20 protein-coding genes are annotated in these 20,850 nt (G+C 34.5%); 12 read left to right on the top strand and 8 right to left on the bottom strand.

Annotated features, from left to right (window positions below; genetic code table 11):
- Positions 1-159: 159 nt before the first annotated feature.
- The 5 genes from RMN97_RS12230 (at position 160) to RMN97_RS12210 (ending at position 6,832) form a co-directional block, all read left to right on the top strand.
- Positions 160-2,955 (top strand): TonB-dependent receptor domain-containing protein, encoded by a 2,796-nt coding sequence (locus RMN97_RS12230; protein ID WP_309614801.1) that lies wholly within the window; start codon positions 160-162, stop codon positions 2,953-2,955.
- Between the two features lie 180 nt (positions 2,956-3,135).
- Positions 3,136-4,320, top strand: coding sequence for a hypothetical protein (locus tag RMN97_RS12225; RefSeq protein WP_309614800.1), 1,185 nt, complete (start codon positions 3,136-3,138; stop codon positions 4,318-4,320).
- 106 nt (positions 4,321-4,426) lie between these two features.
- Complete coding sequence (locus RMN97_RS12220) at positions 4,427-4,735, top strand: T9SS type A sorting domain-containing protein (RefSeq protein WP_309614799.1); 309 nt, start codon at positions 4,427-4,429, stop codon at positions 4,733-4,735.
- A gap of 104 nt (positions 4,736-4,839) precedes the next feature.
- On the top strand, positions 4,840-5,727 hold the full coding sequence (locus tag RMN97_RS12215) for a T9SS type A sorting domain-containing protein (protein ID WP_309614798.1): 888 nt from the start codon (positions 4,840-4,842) through the stop codon (positions 5,725-5,727).
- A 112-nt stretch (positions 5,728-5,839) separates the two neighbouring features.
- Positions 5,840-6,832, top strand: a complete 993-nt coding sequence (locus RMN97_RS12210; RefSeq protein WP_309614797.1) for an acyl transferase — start codon at positions 5,840-5,842, stop codon at positions 6,830-6,832.
- An 84-nt stretch (positions 6,833-6,916) separates the two neighbouring features.
- Here RMN97_RS12210 and tyrS read toward each other — a convergent pair whose 3' ends face one another.
- Positions 6,917-8,218, bottom strand: a complete 1,302-nt coding sequence (gene tyrS, locus RMN97_RS12205; protein WP_309614796.1) for a tyrosine--tRNA ligase — start codon at positions 8,216-8,218, stop codon at positions 6,917-6,919.
- Between the two features lie 199 nt (positions 8,219-8,417).
- On the opposite strand from tyrS, the gene RMN97_RS12200 reads away from it, so the two are divergent.
- Entirely contained in the window at positions 8,418-9,431 is a 1,014-nt protein-coding gene (locus RMN97_RS12200; protein ID WP_309614795.1) for an NAD-dependent epimerase/dehydratase family protein, read from the top strand.
- An 81-nt stretch (positions 9,432-9,512) separates the two neighbouring features.
- Here RMN97_RS12200 and RMN97_RS12195 read toward each other — a convergent pair whose 3' ends face one another.
- Genes RMN97_RS12195 through RMN97_RS12185 form a run of 3 tightly spaced genes read right to left on the bottom strand, consistent with a single transcriptional unit; the run spans position 9,513 to position 11,995 of the window.
- Positions 9,513-9,917, bottom strand: coding sequence for a DUF4296 domain-containing protein (locus tag RMN97_RS12195; RefSeq protein ID WP_309614794.1), 405 nt, complete (start codon positions 9,915-9,917; stop codon positions 9,513-9,515).
- Positions 9,918-9,927: 10 nt separating this feature from the next.
- On the bottom strand, positions 9,928-11,268 hold the full coding sequence (locus RMN97_RS12190; protein WP_309614793.1) for a dihydroorotase: 1,341 nt from the start codon (positions 11,266-11,268) through the stop codon (positions 9,928-9,930).
- Between the two features lies 1 nt (position 11,269).
- Positions 11,270-11,995 (bottom strand): polyprenol monophosphomannose synthase, encoded by a 726-nt coding sequence (locus tag RMN97_RS12185; protein WP_309614828.1) that lies wholly within the window; start codon positions 11,993-11,995, stop codon positions 11,270-11,272.
- Between the two features lie 108 nt (positions 11,996-12,103).
- Between RMN97_RS12185 and RMN97_RS12180 the strand changes: the two genes are divergently transcribed.
- Positions 12,104-12,778: a DUF4271 domain-containing protein gene (locus tag RMN97_RS12180; RefSeq protein ID WP_309614792.1), complete on the top strand. Its 675-nt coding sequence runs from the start codon at positions 12,104-12,106 to the stop codon at positions 12,776-12,778.
- 10 nt (positions 12,779-12,788) lie between these two features.
- On the top strand, positions 12,789-13,538 hold the full coding sequence (locus tag RMN97_RS12175; protein WP_309614827.1) for a uroporphyrinogen-III synthase: 750 nt from the start codon (positions 12,789-12,791) through the stop codon (positions 13,536-13,538).
- Positions 13,539-13,611: 73 nt separating this feature from the next.
- Here RMN97_RS12175 and pckA read toward each other — a convergent pair whose 3' ends face one another.
- Both pckA and RMN97_RS12165 read right to left on the bottom strand, forming a co-directional pair.
- Positions 13,612-15,237 (bottom strand): phosphoenolpyruvate carboxykinase (ATP), encoded by a 1,626-nt coding sequence (pckA, locus tag RMN97_RS12170; protein ID WP_309614826.1) that lies wholly within the window; start codon positions 15,235-15,237, stop codon positions 13,612-13,614.
- An 81-nt stretch (positions 15,238-15,318) separates the two neighbouring features.
- The gene (locus RMN97_RS12165; RefSeq protein ID WP_309614791.1) at positions 15,319-15,705 is read right to left on the bottom strand and encodes a DUF423 domain-containing protein; all 387 of its coding nucleotides are present in this window, start codon (positions 15,703-15,705) and stop codon (positions 15,319-15,321) included.
- 121 nt (positions 15,706-15,826) lie between these two features.
- On the opposite strand from RMN97_RS12165, the gene RMN97_RS12160 reads away from it, so the two are divergent.
- The 4 genes from RMN97_RS12160 (at position 15,827) to RMN97_RS12145 (ending at position 19,376) form a co-directional block, all read left to right on the top strand.
- Complete coding sequence (locus tag RMN97_RS12160) at positions 15,827-16,663, top strand: DUF3108 domain-containing protein (RefSeq protein ID WP_309614790.1); 837 nt, start codon at positions 15,827-15,829, stop codon at positions 16,661-16,663.
- Between the two features lie 2 nt (positions 16,664-16,665).
- Positions 16,666-16,992, top strand: a complete 327-nt coding sequence (locus tag RMN97_RS12155) for a hypothetical protein (protein ID WP_309614789.1) — start codon at positions 16,666-16,668, stop codon at positions 16,990-16,992.
- Between the two features lie 10 nt (positions 16,993-17,002).
- A complete protein-coding gene (locus RMN97_RS12150) occupies positions 17,003-18,376 on the top strand; it encodes a saccharopine dehydrogenase C-terminal domain-containing protein (RefSeq protein WP_309614788.1) in 1,374 nt (457 codons plus the stop codon).
- Positions 18,377-18,905: 529 nt separating this feature from the next.
- Positions 18,906-19,376: an Lrp/AsnC family transcriptional regulator gene (locus tag RMN97_RS12145; RefSeq protein ID WP_293896575.1), complete on the top strand. Its 471-nt coding sequence runs from the start codon at positions 18,906-18,908 to the stop codon at positions 19,374-19,376.
- Here RMN97_RS12145 and RMN97_RS12140 read toward each other — a convergent pair whose 3' ends face one another.
- Positions 19,377-19,955 (bottom strand): NUMOD4 domain-containing protein, encoded by a 579-nt coding sequence (locus RMN97_RS12140; RefSeq protein WP_309614787.1) that lies wholly within the window; start codon positions 19,953-19,955, stop codon positions 19,377-19,379. It abuts the gene before it with no gap.
- Between the two features lie 170 nt (positions 19,956-20,125).
- Entirely contained in the window at positions 20,126-20,821 is a 696-nt protein-coding gene (locus tag RMN97_RS12135) for a zinc metallopeptidase (RefSeq protein ID WP_309614786.1), read from the bottom strand.
- Between the last annotated feature and the right edge of the window lie 29 nt (positions 20,822-20,850).

Genomic DNA, 20,850 nt, shown 5'->3' with positions numbered 1-20,850 from the left:
TGTAAAGATAATACAAAATGAATTGATAAATGAAACCGGAGTTAACCGTAATTTAATCTGTTAACAATTTGGTAATAGTTAGAGAACAAAATGGTAATGCTAGAGTAACACGACCTTTACATTGCGGTGGTTTCTTTGTACCAAATTAAACTCACTAAAATGAAATTTAAATTAATTGTTACTTTTTTACTTTTAACTGCAATTGGTTTTGCACAAAAAGGAACTATTACAGGAACATTAACGGATAAAGATTTAAATAATGAAACACTTCCTTTTGCCAATGTGGTGATTAAAGGAACTACCATTGGAGTAACAACAGATGAAACCGGGAAATATACGATTAGTGTTGATACCGGAATTTATATGATTCAATTTAGCTTTTTAGGTTATGAATCCATCGAAGAAAAAGTTGAAGTAAAGGCCGGAGAAACTGTTACACTTAACAAAGCCCTTGGTTCCGGAAGTTACCAGCTGAAAGATGTTGTAATTCAAAACACAACAAGCCGCGAAAAAGAAACCGCTTTGTTATTGGAACAGAAAAAAGCTGTCGAAATAAAACAAAGTATTGGTGCACAGGAAATGTCGAGAAAAGGCGTAAGCGATGTCGAAGAAGGTTTGACAAAAATTACCGGAATTACCAAAGTAGGTTCAAGAGGTTTATTTGTTCGTGGTTTGGAAGACCGCTATAATAATCTATTGATTAATGATTTGGCTGCTCCAACCAACAATCCATTTAAGAAGATTATTCCTTTGGATTTGTTTCCAACCGATATTGTAGGCGTTATTGATGTTTACAAAACATTCAATCCAAATATTTATGGCGATTTTGCCGGTGGAACTTTTAACATTGCCACTTCAAAAGGAACCAAAAGCATTACCAAAATCAGCATCGGAACAAATTTTACTACCGATAACAATATGAAAGATTTTTTGATTTCTAAGGATGCTGATGGAAGCAAAGGTTTCTTTGGTTTGACTGGAGACGACAGAGCTTTGCCGGGATTATTAGGTGGGAAACCCGCCAGCTATACTTTTACGCCAGATCAATCGTTGCAATCTTTCAAAAGCGGTTTTGATGTTACAAAGACAAAAGCGCCTTTGAACATGAGTTTTGGTGTTTTGCATTCGGAGAAATTTAAATTAAAAAACGAAGCCAGTTTTTCTTATTTACTTTCCTTAAACGCCGACAATAATTATAGTGTCAGAAAAGGTGTAGAACGAAATTTCAATAATAACCCTAGCGGATTTGTATATAGAAACGATTTCATCAATACAGAATACCGATACAAAACCTCAACATCTACTTTAATTGGGTTGAATTATTCCGCCGACAGAATAAAATTGACTTGGAATAATTTTTATTTAAGAACTACCGAAAATTTAATTAAAGATCAATTTGGATATGCTGATTTGACTGCTAGTAATAACAAAGTTTTAATTAGAACAAATCAATTAGACCAATCTGACTACTTCAACTCTCAGTTATTGGGAGAATATGCTCTGACAAAAGACAAAAACCAAATGATAAAAACTGGTGGTTCATTTGCCAAAACATCGTATCAACAGCCAGACAGAAAATTCTTTTCAGGAACATTAGATGGTGATAATATTCAAACATCAATTGCAGGTAACAATTTTATCAAACAATATTTAGATATTAAAAGCGATATTTATTTATCGGGAATGTTGGAATACAGCTTGAAATTTGGTGGACAAGACAAGAAAAACAAATTGGCTATTGGTTATAACGGAAGCGCGTCTTTGATGCAATCTTCGTATCGTTTTATAACGCCGGTTAACAATTTTGCACCTAACAGTTTTACGGTTCCGGTAAATGCTTTAGATTCACAATTGAATGAGTATTTAAGTCAAAATGCTTTTAGTTTCCGAGAAAGTTCAAATGCCACTTACAAAGCAAAACTAATGGAGTTAGCTAATTCTGGTTATGCTAATGTATTGTTTAAATTTGCTGAAAAATGGGAAGTAAATGGTGGTTTAAGAGCAGAAAATACTTTGAGAGAAACTAAATACAGATTACAAGGTTCTTTTGATGATCCTTTTCAAAAAATAAATAGAAATAAACTATATGTTTTACCTTCATTGAATGCAAAATATGAAGTGACTGAGAAAGCTAATCTTCGTTTTGCAACAAGTCAAACGTATACGAGACCGGTAATTATGGAAGCGTATCCTATAGAATATATAAATGCGGATGGTACTTCAACAAGAGGAAATCCATTTTTGGTAAATAGCGATAACTTTAATGTTGATTTGAAATACGAATTATTCCCAACAGCAAAAGAAATGTTAGCTGTAGGAGTTTTTGGAAAATCAATAAAAAATCCAATTGAAAGAACTTTTATAGCCAATGCTGCTAATGCAACTATAACTACTTATTTAAATTCAGACAAAGCAAATTTATACGGCGCGGAAATTGAGTTTTTATTGGATTTGGCTAGAATTAATAAATCTCTTTCCAACTTCTCTTTTGGATTTAACACATCATTGATGAAAACTCAAGTAGATGTTAAACCAACCATAACTAATCCTGACGGAAGCGTCACCAATTCTATTGAAACGCATAAATCTAGAGAACTTCAAGGTGCTTCAAAATGGTTAGTGAATTCTGATTTGAAATACCAATTTAATTTTAGTGAAAAATGGAGTAATACAGTTTCATTAGTGTATTCTGTATTCGGAAAAAGAATATATGCAGTCGGGACTGGTGGATTGGATCACATATATGAGCTTCCGGTAAGTCAATTGGATTTTGTTTGGAGCAGTAAATTATCAGACCATTTTGATTTGAAATTGGCTGCCGACAATTTGTTAAACCCAGATAGAAAATTTGAATTGGGTACTGATGGAACTTCTCCGATTAATGAACCATCGAACTTAATCAGCAATTACAAGAAAGGCGTTGGCTTTTCTTTAAATTTGAGTTACACATTTTAAAAATTAATATCCTATTAAAAGCCGTCCTTCAAAGACGGCTTTTATGTTATATAAACATCATGTTCTTAACAATAAATTTACTTTTTAATAGATGAATCGTAACGCTATTATAATATTTAGATAACCTCTTTTCTTTCTCTCAAATTTACATTTGTACCAGAAAATTAAACAACAAAACTTATGAAAAAATTAATCTTAAGCTTAGCAATTCTAGCTTCAACTTTCACTGCATGTACAAGTAGTGATGACAATTCGAGTGCACAACCGGTTACAGGCGAAATTACAGGGCCAATAACTGTTGACAAAACGTATCCGTTAGGAACTTATACCTTAAAAGGAATTGTAAAAATTAATGCTGGTGTAACCGTTACTTTTGATGCTGGATCAACAATTACTTGCGACAAAATAACAGGAGACAATGCCTTAGTAGTCTTAAATGGTGGGAAACTTATCATCAACGGAACTTCTGCTTTGCCAGTTGTATTTACTGAAAAATCTGGAATTCCTGGTTCTTGGGGTGGAATTATAGTGTATGGTGATGCTCCGATAAAAGCTATTGGTGGTGTAACTACCTCAACTTCAGAAGATGGAAATGCTTTACCATACGGAGGGACAAACCCAACGCACAATGGTGGTTCATTAAACTATGTTAGAGTAGAATATGCTGGGGCTAAATTGGCTGACGGAACAAAAGAAAATAACGGATTTACTTTTTATTCTTGTGGTTCCGGAACTACATTAGATCACTTGGTATCTTATAAAGGTGCTGACGATGGTTATGAATTTTTTGGAGGAACAGTAAGCATGACTAATGCTATTTCTTATGGAAATTATGATGATGCTTTTGACTGGCAAGATGGATGGCAAGGCCAAAACAATTCTAACTGGTATGCTTTACAAGTTACAAAAGGAAATTTCGGTATGGAAATAGAATGTTCTAATAACAATAATGCATTTTGGCCAAAAGTGACTAACGTTACGCTAAAAAGAGCCGCAGGTTGTACGCCAGAAGTTGCTGGTGATATCCAAGTTGATGCATTCCAATTTAAAAAAGAAGGAAACGGAGATTTTAGTAATGTAATTGTTGATGGATATGGAAATTATACTGAAGGTGCCAATGTTTATCAAGGTGCAGCTGTAAAAATCCAAGATGCAACAACTAACACTAATCAAGTCAATGGTTCTAAAATCAAATTGACAAACGTTAAAATATCAAACACAACTCAAACTAATCCTGTTGGTGCAACAGGAGCTATTTCTGTTTCGCTACCAAGCGGACAATTCACCACAAGCACCACTGCTACTGGAGCTTCCTTAACTACAGGCGCATGGTCAACTGTGGGCGGAGTTAACTTAATACAATAAAGAAATCTTTATAAATGTTAAAAACATCCTGAAAAATTCAGGATGTTTTTTTTTGGTATACTATTTGAAATAAATTTTATATATTTGTAATAACCAAATTGAAGTCATGAAAAAAAATTACTTTATAATAACTGTATTCCTTATGTTTTCTCTTGTCAGCTTTGCGCAAGATGGAAAGCAGCCCATCGAATCCCTTGGTTTTTATCCAAATCCGGTAAGTAATGGTAAGATATACATTACTTCAAAAACTTCTTTGGATAAAGAAATTTCGATATTTGATGTGTTAGGTAAAAAAGTTTTACAAACTACTATATCATCTCGCGAATTAAACATTGCTTCTATCCCACCTGGTGTTTATATAATCAAAATTACTGAAGGCGACACTACTGCCACCAGAAAACTAATTGTCAGATAGTTGCCTTTCTGAAAATTAATCATTTTTTAATCATTTTTTTACATTCTTTTTTTTTATAATTGAAATTTGTCCTTATATTTGTAGGCTAATTAAATTTAAAAAAAATGAAAAAAATTTACTCTTTATTACTTTTAGTAATTACTTCTGTTTCTTATGGACAGACAACAATTTCGCAATGGAATTTTGACAATACTACTCCAGCTACTGCAATGCTTCCAACAACTGGATCTGGGACATTTACGTTAATTGGTGGTGTTGTTGATAACACTTCTGGCACTCCAGCAGTTATGCCTGCTGGTAATCCTACCGCAGCTGGTAATTTAGCTTACAGTGTAAAAACTTTCCCTGCTGCAGGAACTGCATCAGGTACAGCTGGTTTTCAATTTGCTGTAAGTACAGTAGGATTTGCAGATCCGATTAATGTAACATTTGACCCAAGAGGTTCAAATACATCATCTAGATTTCAACAATATGAATACACGATTGATGGTACAAACTGGCTTGTATTAAGCAACAACAATGGAGCTTTAACCAATTCATTTACTGCTACTCCAATGGTAGCCTTAACATTCCCTTCTGGTGCTGGTAATAATGCGAATTTTGGTTTCAGAATTGTTTCTATTTTTGATCCTGCAGGAACAGATTATTCTCCTGTTGGATATGCAATAACTCCAACTCCATCAAACTATGGACCTGGAGGAACTTGGAGGATAGACAATGCAACTTTTTCCAGTGGTGTATTAGGTGTTAGTGAGAATTCAATTTCTGGTTTAAGAGTATATCCGAACCCGGTTACAAACGGAACATTGTTTATTGAAACCTCTGCTAATGCTGAAAAAAAAGTTACTGTTTATGATGTGCTAGGCAAAAAAGTTTTAAGCACTTCTACAAATGAAAATGCTATTAATTTAGGTTCACTTAATACTGGTGTTTACATAGTTCAAATTACTGAAGGAGGAAAAACAGCTTCAAGAAAATTAGTTATTAGATAATTTCTATTCAATATACTTAAAAGCCCTATCTCGTTCCAAAAAAACGAGATTAGGGCTTTTTTATTTTCATTACTTTTGCATCGTTCTGAACAAGTTTCAGAACCTTTATAGATTGATAAACCCACAAGACATATTTACAATTTCTTCCCAAAAGCAATTTGAAAAAATAGCGCTAAAAGTTTTTCGTTTTCAATACGAAAACAACTTAGTCTATCAAGAGTTTTGCAATTTTCTGAAAGTGGATAAACAAGCTGTAAAATCGCTACAGCAAATTCCGTTTCTACCTATTCAATTTTTTAAGAATCATGATGTGGTTTCGAATAATACAGAGTCTTCGGGACTAGTTCAGGAAACATTTACCAGCAGCGGAACTACCGGAATGATTACCAGTAAACATTTGGTGACAGACGTTTCTCTGTACGAACAAAGCTATCGATACACCTTTTCCGAATTTTATGGAAACATTGAAGATTACGCTGTTTTGGCTTTGCTTCCTTCCTATTTAGAGCGTAGTGGTTCATCCTTAATATATATGGTTAAAGATTTGATTGAACTTTCAAACAATGAAAACAGCGGCTTTTATTTACATAATTATGATGAGTTGATTACCAAGTTGGTTGCCCTTGATAGTACTGGTCAAAATGTGATTCTAATTGGTGTGACTTATGCTTTATTAGATTTGATTGAGAAACAAAAGTTCCAACTAAAAAACACCATTATCATGGAAACTGGTGGTATGAAAGGCAAACGCAAAGAAATGATACGCGAAGAATTACATGAAATTTTGCGTAATGGTTTTGGAGTACAAAATATCCATTCCGAATATGGAATGACTGAGCTTTTATCACAAGCGTATTCTCTTGGAAACGGAATTTTCGAATGTCCGGCTTGGATGCAAATCTTAATTCGCGATACGGAAGATGCATTAACTTATGTAAATATGGGGAAATCTGGCGGTGTTAATGTCATTGATTTAGCCAACATCAATTCGTGCTGCTTTATTGCCACACAAGATTTAGGCAAAAAATACCCCAATAATACTTTCGAAATATTGGGGCGTTTTCATAATTCTGATATTCGTGGTTGTAATTTGATGGTAATGTAATAAAATTGGTTTTCTACTTTCTATACAACCCAAACTATTTTAACACTTTGTGCTCTTTGTGAAAAAACTTAGTGCTCTTCGTGGTTAAACAACCCTAATCACAAAATAATTCTTCTTTCCGCGTTGCAATAACACAAACTGCTTGTTAATCAAATCGGTTGAAGTCAACTGAAATTCTTCCGTAACTTTTTCTTTGTTTACCGAAATCGAATTCTCTGCCAAAGCGCGTCTCGCTTCACCATTTGATTTCAAAAATCCTGATTTCTCATTCAGCACATCAACGATATTGATTCCATTAGAAATATCATTTCTTGAAATTTCCGCTTGCGGAACACCATCAAAAACCTCTAAAAAAGTAGCTTCATCTAATTGTTTCAAATCAGCAGCAGTGGCATTTCCAAACAAAATATTCGAAGCTTGAATGGCTTTTTCCAATTCTGCTTTTCCGTGAACTAATATCGTCACTTCTTCAGCTAATCTTCTTTGTAAAACCCTCAAATGAGCGGCTTCTTTATGTTCAGCAATCAATGCATCAATAACATTCTTATCTAAAAAAGTAAAAATCTTAATATATTTCTCCGAATCTTCATCCGAGGTATTCAACCAAAACTGATAAAATTTATAAACAGAAGTCTTATCAGCATCCAACCAAATATTGCCTCCCTCCGATTTTCCAAACTTCGAACCATCAGCTTTAGTAATTAAAGGCGTAGTCAAAGCAAAAGCTTTTGCCTCTATATTAGGATTCATTCGTCGAACCAATTCTGTTCCAGTTGTAATATTTCCCCATTGGTCAGAACCGCCCATCTGCAAAACACAATTGTAATGCTTGTGTAAATGATAAAAATCATAACCCTGAATCAATTGATACGTAAACTCCGTAAACGACATTCCAACTCCAGCTTCACCCGACAAACGTTTCTTAACTGAATCCTTAGCCATCATATAGTTAACGGTAATTCTTTTACCAACTTCACGCGCAAAATCGATAAACGAAAACGACTTCATCCAATCGTAATTATTCACCATAATTGGAGCGTTTGATCCAGTCTCATTAAAATCTAAAAATCTTGAAAGCACGCTTTTAATTCCCGCCACATTCTTCGCTAACTGCTCTTCAGTAAGCAAATTACGCTCGTCCGATTTTCCCGACGGATCACCAATCATACCCGTAGCACCGCCAACCAAAGCAATTGGTTTGTGTCCAAAATTTGTCAAATGAAGTAGCAAAATAATCTGCACCATGCTCCCAATATGCAACGAATCCGCCGTCGGATCAAAACCAATATAAGCGGTCGTCACTTCCTTAAGTAGTTGTTCTTCAGTTCCTGGCATGCTGTCGTGGTACAATCCACGCCATTTTAATTCTTCTACTAAGTTGTTCATATTATAATGAGATTTGGCGCAAAGATAAACAGATTTAGGAATTTTTAAAGCGAATGGTTTGGGATTTATCAGTTATCCATTTTCCTGCTTTCCGCGCTACATGGTAGCTGCTGCAATCAGGGCTGGAAGAAAGTCTTTTGGCGTACTTTTTATCAAATCTAATTATCTAAAAATCTAACAATCTAATTATCTTTACAAAATGATATTAGTCACAGGAGGAACAGGTTTAGTCGGAGCGCATTTGCTGCTGCATTTGGTTGAAAGTGAAACTACTGTTCGAGCAATTTATAGAGAACCAAAATCCATCGAAAAGACAAAATCACTTTTCAAACTTTATCAAAAAGAATATTTATTTTCCAAAATAGATTGGGTTCAGGCAGATATAATTGATGTTCCAACATTAGAAATTGCATTCAAAAATGTAGATTTTGTCTATCATTGCGCGGGTTTGATTTCGTATGACCCAAATGACGAAGATTTACTACGAAAAGTAAACATAGAAGGCACTGCCAACATCGTGAATTTTTGCATCGACAATAAAATAAAAAAACTCTGCCATGTCAGTTCTATTGCAGCGCTAGGAAATCAGCAATCTCATGAAACAGAAATCAGCGAAGAAACCGAATGGAATCCCGAAACAGCACACAGCGATTATGCCATTTCAAAATATGGTGCCGAAATGGAGATTTGGCGTGGGCAACAAGAAGGCTTAGATGTGGTAATTGTAAATCCGGGAGTAATTTTTGGCGCCGGTTTCTGGAATCAAGGAAGCGGTTTATTTTTTAGTTCTATAAAAAATGAATTTCCATTTTACACAAATGGCTCTACAGGATATGTAGGCGTTACCGACGTAGTAAAAATCATGATTCGGTTAATGAACAGCACTATAGTTAGCGAACGATTTACTCTTGTTGCTGAAAACCTAACTTTCAAAAAAGTTATTTTTTTAATTGCTGAAAATCTGAATGCTAAAAAACCTAAAATTGAAGCTAAACCATGGATGACAGCTATAGGTTGGCGGTTGGATTTGTTTATTTCCACCATTTTTAGAACCAAAAGAAAACTGTCAAAATACAGCGCAAATTCACTACATTCTTCTGACTTTATTTCCAATGAAAAAATAAAAAATCCCGAAGTTTTGGGACTGAATTTCGAGTTCCAAAGCATTGATAGCGTGATTAAAGAAGTCTGTGCAAAACACAAGTATGATTAAAGATTCACCATAACTATAGCTTCTCCAAGCTTGCCGAAAGCTCCCGCTTTCTCCTCTTAATATCAAACTCTGCAAAAATAATTATTGCACTTGAGGCGTATCCGAATTTAAGGTACTGTTTGGATTTGGCGGAACAGTCTGACCATTTTTCTTCATTTCGGATTCAATTTTCAAATTTTCTGCACTCAGTTTTTCTTTAACTTTTTCAAACATTTTTTTGTATTCCTCAAGATCGGAAGCATAATATTTATTGCTTTTCGCAAATTGAATACTGTCTATTTTATATTTTTTATAAATATAATCGTTCTCCATTTTCACAGTTATACCACCATTGATATTTTGGCTTTTGATGGCTTCCAATAAGGATATATCATATAAAATATCTACCATTTTATCTTTACCAATAAGGTTTTTAGGCTTTTCAACCGAATTACTATTGCATCCAAAAAACAACATTGTTAAACCTAAAAGAAGACTTTTCTTCATATTAAAATTTTTATCTGTCAAAAAGCAAACGCTTTCCAACAGGAATATCTTTTACTTTAAAATTTTGATAAACCAATTCGCCATTGACAAAGGTGTGCGTAATTCTTGATTTAAAATTATAACCTTCAAATGGCGACCAACCACATTTGGCCAGTATATTTTCTTTCTTGACATTCCATGGCAAACTCGGATTTATGATTACTAAATCGGCATAAAATCCTTCTTTGATAAAACCTCTTTTTTCAATTTTAAAGATCTTTGCCGGATTGTGACACATTTTTTCTACAATCTTTTCCACCGAAATTTTTCCTTGATGATTGGCCTCAAACATTGCCACCACAGCATGTTGCACCAATGGTCCGCCTGATGGTGCTTTGGTATAAACTTGTTGCTTTTCTTCTAAAGTATGTGGCGCATGATCAGTTGCAATAACGTCAATTCTATCATCTAACAATGCTTCCCATAAAGCCGTTCTGTCTTGAGCAGTTTTTATGGCTGGATTCCATTTAATAAGATTGCCTTTAGTAGCATAATCTTCATCCGAAAACCAAAGATGATGAATACAAACTTCTGCTGTGATTTGTTTTTCATCTAATGGAATTTTATTGGTAAATAACTCTAATTCTTTGGCCGTTGAAAGATGAAAAACATGAAGTCTAGCTCCAGTACGTTTTGCTAAATCAATAATTTTTACAGTCGATTTATAACAAGCTTCAACACTTCTAATTTCTGGATGAAACTTTACAGGTATATCTTCACCAAATTGCAATTTATATCTTTCTAAATTAGCTTTTACAGTATTTTCATCTTCACTATGAACGGCAATCAACAATTTTGTATTAGAAAATATTTTTTCCAATGCTTCTGAACTATCAACAAGCATATCGCCTGTAGAAGAGCCTAAAAAAAGTTTAAGTCCTGCAACATTTTTTGGATTTGTTTTTAGAATTTCTTCCAAATTGTCATTTGTCCCACCCATCATAAAGGAATAATTGGCGTAGGATGTTTTGGCGGCAATTTGATATTTTTCTTCTAAGATTTCCTGTGTGATTGCATTCGGAATGGTGTTGGGCTGTTCTATATAAGAAGTAATTCCACCGGCAACAGCGGCACGGCTTTCAGAAGCAATGTCGCCTTTATGTGTTAAACCCGGCTCGCGAAAATGCACTTGGTCATCAATAGCTCCGGGAATAAGATAACTACCTTCGGCATCAATGATTTTGCAACTGGAAAGTTTTGGGCTAATGCTTTCTGCGATTTCAACAATAAATTCGTTTTCAATCAAAACATCACCTTCAAAAACGGTTCCTTCGTTTACAATTTTGGCATTTTTAATTAAAACGGTATTCATGTTATAATTTATTTAAAAACTTCTTAAACCTCAATGAAATTACTCCAAAAATAGCTTCCTTAATAATAGAGCCGCTCATTTTGGATTGTCCTTTTGTTCTGTCTGTAAAGATGACCGGAACTTCTTGTATATGAAAATTTTTGGCGAAAGCTCTATACTTCATCTCTATTTGAAAAGCGTAACCAATAAATTTTATCTTTTCTAAATCTATTTTTTCCAAAACTTCTCTTCGATAACAAATGAAACCAGCGGTAGCATCCATGATTTTCATACCCGTAATCATTCGTACATAAACCGATGCAAAATAAGAAAGTAATACTCTGCTCAAAGGCCAATTGACAACATTTACACCCGTTACATAACGAGAACCAATAGCCAAATCTGCTCCATTAAAATAGCACGCATCATATAGTTTTTCTAAATCATTTGGGTTGTGTGAAAAATCAGCATCCATTTCGAATATATATTCATAGTGATGCTCCAATGCCCATTTAAATCCGTGAACATAAGCTGTTCCTAAACCTGATTTTTTCTTTCTGACGGATAAAAATAATTTGTCATGAAATTGGCTTTGCAATTCCATAACTTTTTCAGCCGTTTTGTCTGGCGAATTATCATCAACAACAAGCACATGAAACGTTTTATGTAACGAAAACACAGCCCGAATGACACCTTCGATGTTTTCAATTTCGTTATAGGTTGGAATAATTACAATACCGTCATTCATAGTAAGTGCCGTCAAACTTAGTTGCAAAAATAAACTTTTATCAGAGCACTATCTTAATAATTATATAATAATTTTAAGAAATAAAAAATTAGTAATTTTGTCGGGATTATGATAGAAACTGTTTTACAGCCAAGAATTCTAGAACCTAAAGATTGGGCAACCTGTTTGTTTGTTTTTTCTTTTGTTTTAATTGCGATAACCAAGACTGCTTTTGAAACTCGGTTTAGCGAATTTCTAAGAATTTTGGTTTCCGATAAATATATCAAGGTATACAAAGACACTTCTCATTTGATGAGTGGTTTTACGATATTGTTGTTTATTGTACAGATTATTTCTTTTACTTTTTTCATTCAATTGGTGCTGAGTTATCTTGGTTATGTATCTAAAAGCGATTGGGTAATTTTTGTTCGTATTTTTACTTTTTTCGGAATATTTGTGCTTTCAAAATTCTTGATAGAAAAGATTGTGGCAACCATTTTTAACATTGAAGAATTTGCCGAACAATTCAATTTACAAAAGGTTAGTTACAGAACTTTTATTGGATTGATTTTATTGCCAATAAACATTTACTTGTTTTATAACAATACGCCATCAAATATTTTGATTTATTGCACAATTGCTGTGATTTTAATAATTAATTTGTTTTCTTATCTTATTTCGTTGAAGATTTATCAAAACTTACTCATCGGCAAGTTGTTTTATTTTATTTTGTATCTTTGCGCACTTGAAATAGCGCCCTACTATTTTATATATTATTTGATTACAAAAAATTTAGCACATTAGAATGTCAAACTTGAAAGTGAAAACAATTTTGGTGTCACAGCCAGAACCAAAAGTAGAGAATTCACCTTATTTTGAATTGCAACAAAAGCATAAAGTAAAGATTGATTTTCGATCGTTTATACATGTAGAAGGTGTAAGTGCAAAAGATGTAAGAGCTCAAAAAATAGACCTAAATAACTTTACTGCAATCATTTTGAATAGCAGAAATTCCGTGGATCACTTCTTTAGAGTAGCCGAAGAAATGCGTTATAAAGTTCCCGAGGATTTGAAATATTTTTGCCAATCGGAAGCGATTGCTTTTTACTTACAAAAGTATGTGGTTTATAGAAAACGTAAAATCTACGTTGGTCAAAAAGACTTTGTTGATTTATCTCCGCTAATCAAAAAATACAAAGAAGAAAAATTTCTTTTACCCGCTTCAGATCAATTGAATTATGATGTACCACAGACTTTGGATGCGTTAAAAGTAGATTGGACACAAGCCACTTTTTACAAAACAGTAATGAGCGACTTGTCTGATTTGGCAGATGTATATTACGATGTTTTAGCATTTTTTAGTCCAACCGGAATTAAATCATTGTTCAAAAATTTTCCGGACTTTAAACAAAACGATACCCGTATTGCTGTTTTTGGAAGTACTACTCAGAAAGAAGCTTTGGAGCACGGATTACGGATTGATATCTTGGCACCAACACCAGAAACACCATCGATGACAATGGCTTTGGAAAGATATATTGCCGACGCCAACAAAGGAAAATAAAACAAAATTAGAATCATAAAAAAAGCCATTCTCAATTAAGGGAATGGCTTTTTTCTTTGGTTAGGTTGGTTAATTATAATTGTGGCCCGGCTTTCACCAAGCTTTTTCCTTGTTCGTTATCGGTATATTGTTCGAAATTCTTGATGAAAAGCGATGCTAAGTTGTTGGCTTTTGCATTCCAGTCTGAAGCATTTTCATAGGTGTCTCTTGGGTCTAAAATCGCTGAATTTACATCATGTAATGACGTTGGAACTTCAAAATTGAAAACTGGAACTGTTTTAGTAGTTGCATTTTCAATTGAACCGTCAAGAATTGCGTCAATAATAGCACGTGTATCTTTTATCGAAATACGTTTTCCTGTTCCGTTCCAGCCAGTATTCACCATATACGCTTTGGCTTGGTTTTGCTCCATTTTCTTAACCAATTCTTCTCCGTATTTTGTTGGATGCAAGGACAAAAATGCTTTTCCAAAACAAGCAGAGAATGTAGGTGTTGGTTCGTTAATACCGCGTTCTGTTCCCGCTAATTTAGCTGTAAATCCGGAAAGGAAATAATATTGAGTTTGTTCCGGTGTTAATTTTGAAACTGGTGGCATTACACCAAAAGCATCGGCTGTCAAGAAAATAACTTTATTAGCATGACCCGCTTTTGATACTGGTTTAACAATATTATGAATATGATAAATCGGATAAGAAACTCTCGTGTTTTGTGTTACAGAAGTGTCTTTAAAATCAATTGTTCCATCAGAATCAACCGTAACATTTTCTAATAATGCATCTCTTTTGATAGCACTATAAATATCCGGTTCATTTTCTCTGCATAAATCTATGGTTTTGGCATAACAACCGCCTTCAAAATTGAATACGCCTTCGTTATCCCAGCCGTGTTCATCGTCACCAATTAATTCTCGTTTTGGGTCGGTAGATAATGTTGTTTTTCCCGTTCCCGAAAGACCAAAGAAAACAGCAACATCTCCTTCTTCCCCTTTATTTGCTGAACAATGCATCGAGGCAATTCCTTGCAATGGCAAATAATAATTCATCATAGAAAACATTCCTTTTTTCATTTCGCCGCCATACCAAGTTCCACCAATAATTTGGATTTTCTCGGTTAAATTAAACGCGACATATACTTCAGAATTTAATCCGTACTCTGCAAAATCTTTGAAAGAAGTTTTAGAACCATTCATTACAATGAAATCTGGCTCGCCAAAATGTTCTAGTTCGGCTTCCGTTGGGCGAATGAACATATTGGTTACAAAATGCGCTTGCCACGCCACTTCCATAATGAAACGGACTTTCAACCTTGTGTTTTCATTGGCACCACAAAAAGCATCAACAACATATAATTTCTTTCCTGATAATTGAGTAGTGGTATTGTTTTTTAACGCTACCCAAGTATTTTGGTTTATGGGTTTGTTGTCGTTAACTGCTTTTTCAGAATTCCACCAAATGGTATTTTCGGTGATGCTATCTTTAACAATGTATTTATCTTTTGGTGAACGCCCGGTAAAAACACCAGTCATAACATTTACTGCTCCAAGTTCTGTTAGTTGGCCTTTTTCAAAACCTTCTAAATTTGGATTTAACTCATCATTATATAACTTTTCAAGGGAAGGATTGTGAATAATTTCGTGAACGTTTTTAATCCCATATTTTTCTAACGAAATCGATTTCGTAATTTGAGCGTAGTTCTCCATAGAAATTAGTGTGTGTTGCATTATAAATTAGACGACAAAGGTAAAAATTAAATTCTACAAACTATTTTTTTTATTAAAATATTATCTTTTTGCTTTACAAATATTCCAAAACAAAATACCCCAAGCCAGTATTAACAGGGCTCCACCGATTGGCGTGACAATCCCAATAAATTTAAAATCAACTCCTGTTATCGCTTTGGTAGTTAACAAATAAATAGAACCCGAGAAGAAAATTACTCCAAAAATGACCAATTGAAACACCATTTTTTTTGCTTTTTCATCAAGTAAGGTATTGAGTCCTAAAAACAATAAAAAAAGCGCGTGATACATTTGATATTTTACGCCGGTTTCAAAAGCTGTGAGTTGCTCAACCGACAATTGTTTTTTTAAAGCATGAGCACCAAATGCTCCTAAAATTATTGCTATCATTCCCATCAAAGCAGCAACACTTGTAATTTTTCTTTCCATTTTATGAGTCTATACTAAAACACAAATTTATTCGTTATCTGAATACTATTAAAGAAATTTCACGTTTCTTTTGGTATAGGAACCATTTTAAAATTTATTTTTGCACCATCAATTTACAATTATGAAATCGAAGATTCACGACACTAGCGCCAGCGAACTGGTGAAACAATACCAAAAAAACAACATTAAAAACATGAGTAAAAAGATATCTCTTATACTTTGTTGCGTTTTTGTTTTCAGCCCTATCACAATAGTTAATTGCCAAACAATAAAATCAGGCGAAAGACTTGTTTTTGCGGGTTCCTATAATATGAGCGGTTTAATGACGCAATTGGCGCAAGTTACCATGTCGACCGAAAATGTTACCACTGCCAAAAACACTTATTTGCATTTGAGTTGCGAATTATCAACCTACAGCAAATGGGATTCGTTTTTCAAAATCAGAGATTTATATGAATCTTATGTGAATCCGATAACTTTAAAACCAAGTTTATATAAAAGGAACATAGACGAAGGCGGTTGGACCAAAAAAGAAAAATACGTTTTCAAAGGAAACACGGTTAATAGTACTTCGAAGAAAAGAAATCGACCCGAAACTCAAAACACCTTTACCATTGGCGGTTCCACACAAGATGTGATTTCGCTTTTGTATAAAGTAAGAACTATGGATTTGTCTAAATTTAAAGTTGGACAAACACAAAACTTAATGATTGTTTTTGACGAAAAACAAATTCCAGTTACCTTAAAATACATGGGCAAAGAAACTATTTCTGCTGGAAATTTAGGTAGCAAAGAATGCTACAAACTATCAATTGGCGCTAAAACCGATGCCTTAAAAGGAAAAGACAAAAATCTAATTTGGCTTACAGCCGACTCAAAAAAAGTTCCGGCTTTGCTAAAGTTTAGTATTCCAGTTGGAACTGGACAATTAACGTTAACCTCAGCAACTAGGATTTAATCATGAGAAAATTATATTTAGTTTTAGGAATACTATTTACGATTTTAGCAATTGTTTTTTCGGCTTTGCCGATGGATACTATTGCTTTTTTACCAATTGGGTTGGCTATGGTTTTTTGTTTGTTATTGCTTAAAAAATCTGAGGCAAATCAAAAAAAACTTCCTAATATTTTACTACTTTTATGTGTTCTTTCCTCCGTATTTGTTTTGGGGAAAACACTTCTAATAAAAGACGAGGTGGTGAAAGACACCAAATTTGAAAAAGAAAAAATTGAAACCAAAAAAGAAGCCAAAAAAGAACTCGAAGATTTAGAAAAGGATTTGGAATAAAAACAACAGCATGAGAAAAATTTTAATCATCGGTGCCGGACGTTCGGCATCTTCACTAATAAAATATCTTTTAAGAAAATCTACTCAGGAAGACTTAAATGTAACACTTGGCGATTTATCAATTGAATTAGCCAGAAGAAAAACATATAATCATCCCAATGCAACCCCAATTGCTTTAGACATAAATGATGTTGAACAGCGCCAAGCCGAAATTCAAAAAGCAGATATCGTTATTTCCATGTTACCGGCACACATGCATATAGAAGTGGCTAAAGACTGTGTAACTTTTAAAAAAAATATGGTTACGGCTTCTTATATTTCGGATGAAATGCAAAGCTTGGATGAAGCAGTAAAGGCTAATAATTTGGTTTTTATGAATGAAGTGGGACTCGATCCTGGCATTGACCATATGAGTGCCATGAAAGTAATTCATGAAATTGAAGCCAAAGGCGGTAAAATGATTTTATTTGAATCGTTTTGTGGCGGTTTAGTAGCACCGGAATCAGATAATAATCTTTGGAATTACAAATTTACATGGGCTCCACGAAACGTGGTTTTAGCTGGCCAAGGTGGTGCCGCGAAATTTATTCAGGAAGGCAAATACAAATACATTCCGTATCACAAATTGTTCCGCAGAACCGAATTCTTTCACGTCGAAGGTTTCGGAAAATTTGAAGGCTATGCTAATCGTGATTCCTTAAAATACAGAAGTATTTATGGTCTTGATGATATCCTGACGTTATATCGCGGAACAATCCGTAGAGTTGGTTTTTCCAAAGCTTGGAACATGTTTGTGCAATTAGGCATGACCGATGATTCTTATGTCATGGAAAATTCAGAGACGATGAGTTATCGAGATTTTATAAATTCTTTTTTGCCTTTTCACGCATCCGACTCGGTAGAATTAAAAACCAGAATGTCTCTTGGTATTGAACAAGACGACATCATGTGGGACAAATTAATGGAACTCGATATCTTTAATAAAAAGAAGATTGTTGGACTCAAAAATGCTACTCCGGCACAAATTTTAGAACGCATCTTAAACGACAGTTGGACCTTACAACCTGAAGACAAAGACATGATTGTGATGTACCACAAATTTGGTTACGAACTTGATGGCGAGCGCAAACAAATAGATTCCAAAATGGTTTGCATCGGTGATGACCAAATCTATACCGCGATGGCAAAAACCGTTGGCTTACCTGTTGCGATAGCGACTTTACAAATTTTGAATGGCAACATCAAAACACCTGGTGTACAATTACCAATTAAAAAAGAAGTATACGAACCTATTTTGAAAGAAATGGCAACACATGGTATTGTTTTTCACGAAACCGAAATGCCTTACGTAGGTTATAATCCTGATAAGTTGTTGGGGAATTAATTTCTGAGTTACTAAGTTCCTGAGAAGCTGAGTTACTGAGTTATTTGAAGCGAATGGTTTGGGCATTTTAGGAATGGTAATTCCTGCTGTCCGTTATACTTCGTGCCACTCCCATCAGGGCTATTTAGCCATGGCCTTTTGTTAAATCAGTTGTTAATCAAATCTTTTACTTATAACTTAAAACAAAATTTCTATTTTTGCTTTAAAATAAACTGTTTTTTAATAAAAATACAATATAACTGTACATTAGGGCTAATTATTAACTCATATTATATATCGCCCCGCTGGGGCTCACACTTTTGGATTGATAAATTATCTACCAACATGCAGTCCCGATGGGACTATAAAAGCTCCTTTAGGGTCTAAATCTTGGTAGAAAACTACAAAAATGCAGTCCCGATGGGAGTAAAAAAGCTCCTTTAGGAGCTAAATCTTGGTAGAAAAAGGTTGTTCTATGTTTTTAAGCCCCAGCGGGGCGACATATAAATAATTCGGATTTTATCCGATAATGACATTTCAAATTTATACAATGAAAATAAATCAACTACAAATAGAAATCGACGGTATCGATAAAGAAATCCTCCGCGACCTTATGGAAGATGCCCGAAAACCGATATTGCAAATCGCCAATAAAATCGGAATTTCCGGTGCTGCGATTCACCAACGTTTACGAAAACTGGAAGATGCAGGCGTAATTGCCAGCTCGAAACTAATTGTAGATAATAAAGTTTTGGGCTATAAAACCATGGCGTTTATTGGAATTTATCTCGAGAAAGCTTCGAGTAATTCGGAAGCAGTGAAAGAACTTAAAAAAATCCCGGAAGTTCTCGAATGTCACTATACAACAGGAAATTGGAGCATCTTAATCAAAATGATTTGCCGCGATAACGAACATTTGATGCAACTGCTTAACAAAAAAATTCAACCTATTAATGGCGTTTCCAGAACAGAAACGTTTATTTCTTTAGAACAACAAATTGAAAGACAGATTCAGTTATAGTTAAACTTTTATGTGACCCCAGTTTTCGCCACGCTTAATTCGGTAAATCTGCATTTCACTGATTCCGAATTGTTTAGCCAAAATCTTGATACGTGTTTTTTGATTTGGTTTACTAAGTAACTTTTTTAAATGGATAACCTTTGTTGTAGTTAGCTTTCTACCGTCGGCTTTTATGTTATGCTCTGTTAATTTTCTCAATGAATTGATAACATGCGGGCTTTTCTTATGGTGAGCCAGTTTCTCTTCGTATGTAGCCCATTTTAGGTTTTTTACCAAATCATTATCGCGAACATAATCTAAGTGCAATACATATTGCTGCTCTTCAGACGTTTTCGGAATAAATAATTCAGCCACAAGTTTGTATATAAATAGGGTCTTGTAACTTCTCTTTCCATTCACCGATTTTCCGTAACGAAAGGTTTTATAGCCATCTGCATAAGATCCTTTTAATTCGTTTCCGTCCATAAAATTTTCTGAAAAACTTATGAGCCTTCCTCTATTAGAAACAGCGTATCTAAATTTCAAGGAAATATCTGTCTCGATTTCCCGAAATTCTTCGTTTGAATAAAGTATAATCATCTATTGTGGTATTAGATGCTCAAATCTACGAAAAATTATTCTTTAGGATTTAAATATTTTGAATAAACTCAAGAATAACAAGGCTTGCGGGAAATGGATTATAAAACCGTTCGACGAAATGTATAAAAGAAAAAATCCGTCTCGTTCCAAAAAACGAGACGGATTTCAATTTATCTTCTATTTCCAAAAACCTGGAGTGCCCAGTATAAGAGCGAAGCCAACGCTCCGATAGCGGCAACTACATAAGTACGTGCGGCCCATTTCAAGGCGTCTTCGGCACCGGCGTATTCTTGTTGGCTTAACATGTTTTTATTTTTCAGCCATGCTAAAGCTCGGTTGCTGGCATCGTATTCGACCGGCAATGTAATAAAACTAAAGGCAGTAGCGACTGCCATCAATACCAAACCGATAACAGCTACATAAAATCCGAAACCTAAATGCGCTCCGGCTCCGAGAATTAATCCTCCAAAAATTAACCATTGCGATAAGGTCGATGAAACGTTTACAACTGGAACTAATTGTGAGCGCAACTGTAACATAGTATATGCCGTCGCGTGTTGAACAGCGTGACCACATTCGTGTGCAGCAACTGCTGCAGCCGAAGCATTCCGTTCGTTGTAAACGGTCTCACTGAGATTAACTGTTTTATCGGCTGGATTGTAATGATCTGTTAATTGTCCCGGTGTTGATATGACTTTAACATCATAAATACCGTGATCGTGTAGCATTTGGGTGGCGATTTCTGCACCACTCATGCCGTTGCGTAAATGAACGTGTGAGTATTCCTCGAATTTACTCTTTAACTTAGAGCTAACGGCAAAACTGACTAAGGCAATCAAGCCGATTAAAATATAATATCCTATCATGATTTATAAAATTAGTTTTTATCCTTTCA

It is taken from the genome of Flavobacterium sp., assembly GCF_031381455.1.
In the GTDB taxonomy this organism is placed as follows: Bacteria; Bacteroidota; Bacteroidia; order Flavobacteriales; family Flavobacteriaceae; genus Flavobacterium.
The sequence above is the reverse complement of the archived record's forward strand: the minus strand, read 5'-3'. Positions and strand labels throughout refer to the sequence as shown.

Bases quoted from the DNA above. Each gene is read 5' to 3' on its own strand.
- RMN97_RS12230 (WP_309614801.1), top strand. From the start codon at position 160: ATGAAATTTAAATTAATTGTTACTTTTTTACTTTTAACTGCAATTGGT.
- RMN97_RS12135 (WP_309614786.1), bottom strand. From the start codon at position 20,821: ATGATAGGATATTATATTTTAATCGGCTTGATTGCCTTAGTCAGTTTT.
- RMN97_RS12195 (WP_309614794.1), bottom strand. From the start codon at position 9,917: ATGAAGAAAAGTCTTCTTTTAGGTTTAACAATGTTGTTTTTTGGATGC.
- RMN97_RS12180 (WP_309614792.1), top strand. From the start codon at position 12,104: ATGATAGAAACTGTTTTACAGCCAAGAATTCTAGAACCTAAAGATTGG.
- RMN97_RS12225 (WP_309614800.1), top strand. From the start codon at position 3,136: ATGAAAAAATTAATCTTAAGCTTAGCAATTCTAGCTTCAACTTTCACT.
- RMN97_RS12200 (WP_309614795.1), top strand. From the start codon at position 8,418: ATGATATTAGTCACAGGAGGAACAGGTTTAGTCGGAGCGCATTTGCTG.
- RMN97_RS12190 (WP_309614793.1), bottom strand. From the start codon at position 11,268: ATGAATACCGTTTTAATTAAAAATGCCAAAATTGTAAACGAAGGAACC.
- RMN97_RS12140 (WP_309614787.1), bottom strand. From the start codon at position 19,955: ATGATTATACTTTATTCAAACGAAGAATTTCGGGAAATCGAGACAGAT.
- RMN97_RS12165 (WP_309614791.1), bottom strand. From the start codon at position 15,705: ATGGAAAGAAAAATTACAAGTGTTGCTGCTTTGATGGGAATGATAGCA.
- RMN97_RS12155 (WP_309614789.1), top strand. From the start codon at position 16,666: ATGAGAAAATTATATTTAGTTTTAGGAATACTATTTACGATTTTAGCA.
- RMN97_RS12160 (WP_309614790.1), top strand. From the start codon at position 15,827: ATGAAATCGAAGATTCACGACACTAGCGCCAGCGAACTGGTGAAACAA.
- tyrS (WP_309614796.1), bottom strand. From the start codon at position 8,218: ATGAACAACTTAGTAGAAGAATTAAAATGGCGTGGATTGTACCACGAC.
- RMN97_RS12185 (WP_309614828.1), bottom strand. From the start codon at position 11,995: ATGAATGACGGTATTGTAATTATTCCAACCTATAACGAAATTGAAAAC.
- RMN97_RS12150 (WP_309614788.1), top strand. From the start codon at position 17,003: ATGAGAAAAATTTTAATCATCGGTGCCGGACGTTCGGCATCTTCACTA.
- RMN97_RS12220 (WP_309614799.1), top strand. From the start codon at position 4,427: ATGAAAAAAAATTACTTTATAATAACTGTATTCCTTATGTTTTCTCTT.
- RMN97_RS12215 (WP_309614798.1), top strand. From the start codon at position 4,840: ATGAAAAAAATTTACTCTTTATTACTTTTAGTAATTACTTCTGTTTCT.
- pckA (WP_309614826.1), bottom strand. From the start codon at position 15,237: ATGGAGAACTACGCTCAAATTACGAAATCGATTTCGTTAGAAAAATAT.
- RMN97_RS12145 (WP_293896575.1), top strand. From the start codon at position 18,906: ATGAAAATAAATCAACTACAAATAGAAATCGACGGTATCGATAAAGAA.